3 protein-coding genes are annotated in these 2,762 nt (G+C 47.9%); 1 reads left to right on the forward strand and 2 read right to left on the reverse strand.

Going from position 1 to position 2,762, the window contains the following annotated elements; translation table 11 throughout:
- Nucleotides 1-488: 488 nt before the first annotated feature.
- Complete coding sequence (locus tag ACQRCJ_RS12260) at nt 489-1,142, reverse strand: hypothetical protein (protein ID WP_087353053.1); 654 nt, start codon at nt 1,140-1,142, stop codon at nt 489-491.
- A 21-nt stretch (nt 1,143-1,163) separates the two neighbouring features.
- Nucleotides 1,164-1,952 (reverse strand): hypothetical protein, encoded by a 789-nt coding sequence (locus ACQRCJ_RS12265; RefSeq protein WP_168936533.1) that lies wholly within the window; start codon nt 1,950-1,952, stop codon nt 1,164-1,166.
- Between the two features lie 121 nt (nt 1,953-2,073).
- Between ACQRCJ_RS12265 and ACQRCJ_RS12270 the strand changes: the two genes are divergently transcribed.
- Complete coding sequence (locus ACQRCJ_RS12270) at nt 2,074-2,268, forward strand: hypothetical protein (RefSeq protein WP_144268422.1); 195 nt, start codon at nt 2,074-2,076, stop codon at nt 2,266-2,268.
- Nucleotides 2,269-2,762: the final 494 nt, after the last annotated feature.

The following is a 2,762-nucleotide window of genomic DNA, read 5'->3' on the forward strand; positions in this document are numbered from 1 at the left end:
TCTGGCAATAGCTCCTAAAAGGAAAGGGAACTCCGTTTTGGTGGAAATGCTCCCATCAATTGGGCGATATGCCTACGGAGTTCCCAATGAAAAATTTTAATAGCGTCTATCTCATATGGGCTTTTCCAAAGATATCTTTTGCCGATATCTGGTCTCCTATGATACGGAGGGGAGACAATTTTGAGATCAGTCACAGGAAGTCAAATCTAAAAAATCGTGTGGAAGAAGTTATAGAATAGGCTGTTGTCGAGCTCACCACCACATTTCCCGCATATGGGTAAATCGGCAAAACAAAAGCAATGCATTTCCAGAATGAATACTTTATCCCTATTTCGATTCAATAGATACGATATTCTCCCGACTGATACTTCTGGTTTCCCATTTTCAGATATAATGGAAAACATCGGACAGAGCTTTTTCATTCAGTTTAGGGTTCTTTCTGTCAGTCAAGAGCCAACATTTTTACAGGAAAAACCTTATCAGCTGTCTTAGCCCATAGCCTGTTCCGTAAACTCAAAGCTTTTAAGCTGCAATTGTCCGTCCTGATAATGTACTATGACGTGGAATGTAGCCTCTTTCCATATGATTTCCCCGCCGTCTACTTCTTTGAAACGCTGGAGTCTGCCAAACATTTCCCAGTGTTTTTCATCTATGGGCTCCATCATCTCCACGTTGGCATAGCCTGGCAGTAAATCATCCGGGGACAGGTTGCATATATTGCCCGTTTTGTCGCTCAGAACGGAAAAATCAATAAAATAACCGTTACCATCAAAGTAGACTCCTTCGAAGTCTCCGTGCCTGCTCACTTCCTGACCAAAGATGGTTCGGGCAATCTCTTCCACCCCATCCTTCGGCACATACCCCCGCAAATTTTCAGATATGCCTTGGAAAAAACTAGGATGTTCATCACGATCCAGACCACAGACTGATCCTTCAGACAGGATGAGGAAAAAGAGCGCATCCCGGCACAGCTCGTTCTGGGATTTATGAGCACTCTTTGTCAGGCCCATGCTCCACAGGATAAGCAAATTATCCTCCATGACGAGCTGCTCCGCCCGAGACGGGAATGCTCCTTGCGCGAAAGTGGGTAGGGGACAGAGCAGCAGGCAGGCCAATATCACCAAAAGCAAAACCTTGTTCATAATTCGCCTCGCTGAAGAAACTTACTGTGCGTTGAAGTCGAGGGAAAGGATGCGCCAATACTTACCCGTCTTTTTGGCGATCAGGCGGAATGTATCCCGCTTGGTTACTCGCAAGATATCGCCTTCTGCTTGATACAGGCCACGCACTTCGCCTTCCATGATCCATGCGTCATTTTCAGGGTACAGATTAAACGGCTGGGCGAAAGCGTCATGCTCATGGTACAGAGGCCAGGACTCGAACAGCCGGATATCATCGACGAACAGCCCTTCCTCCTTCCGAAAGAAGTAGTCGGCCTGAGGCAGGGCCGATCTGTCGAAAGACCAGCCCAGCCACTCCTGCGCCACGCTCTCCAATTTTGCAAACGGAACATAAAGCCTGTACTGCTCTGGCACTCCGTTAAAAAGCCGCAGAAGTTCCTGCTTATCCTCTTCATTGTCACACGCTTCAGGAAAATTCATGATGCCTTCATTTGAGGCCATCACCATGAGCTGAAGCACTGTGCGCGCAACGAAAGAAGGAGAAAGCTGTCCGTTTTCCACCAGACCGAAGGTCCTCGTTCTCGGTGGTGACATGTCTTTAGGCTGCCCCTCGCCGATACCGACACGCAGTTTCCAGAACGAGACTACATTGTCCAGCAAAAGCAGCCTCTCTGGACGACTCATCAATTTGGCCACATTGTTCAGCTCGTGTACTTTCTCAGAATTTACATTCAGGGGAGGTCGGGGTTGGATGGCACGAACCGGAGCTGCAATACTCAGACACAGGGAAAAACACGCTGCGAACAACAGACGTGTGTGTAGGCCTTTCATGGTTCCCTCCTCAGGCGTTAACTACACTACCAGTTGATAGCAGTTCTACCCTGAAAGGGGACAGCTATGCATCCTCCTTGTGATGAAAAAGGAATAAAAAGCCAGGGAAAGGGGAGTCATCATGAAGATGAAGCAGGCGTCTGATGCCCTTCTTCAGCTTCAAGGATTACCGCAGTGCTTCAAAACGTTCTATTTTGCCTCCTGTCCGCCATCATCTGGATATGGACCATCATCTCGTGACTGGCAGCAGGTCAGTGAAGGACTCAAGGAAGAAGAACGGGACGGCAGCGGACACTTCGTCAAACTCTCCAGATGAGGGACCTCACAGGAACTTGCCCCCTGCTGCTCCCCCCTGACGGAACATCAGGACGCCTCATGCCCTCATGATGGCACAGACATCCAAAATACAAATGAAGCTTAGCCCGAATGAAAGGCGCTCCTCATGAGAGCGCCTTCTTTATTAGTAGACAGGACACATGACCGATACAGTCGTTTTCAGAAGATCCACAGGGACAGCCTGAGCCTCCCCCCCATCCCAGAATCATCAAAACCAAAACGATGCTTTTTCCAGAATGAATGCATACTTCCTTCCTAGTTTGAGCCAAGCGATAACAATGCTGCCCGGCTGATATTTCGAACTTCCCTCTTTCAGATATGGTGGAGGAGCTGCGAACTGACTCTTCCATGCCACGTCAGGCCCTCTCAGATGGTCATAGTACTATTTATAGGAGAAATGCCCGTTCACTCTTTTCAATTCGTAGCTAATTCCGTGATATTAAATCTTTTCATATACAATTTTCCGTCATGATA

It is taken from the genome of Desulfovibrio sp. SGI.102, from assembly GCF_050314315.1.
Classification (GTDB): Bacteria; Desulfobacterota; Desulfovibrionia; order Desulfovibrionales; family Desulfovibrionaceae; genus Desulfovibrio.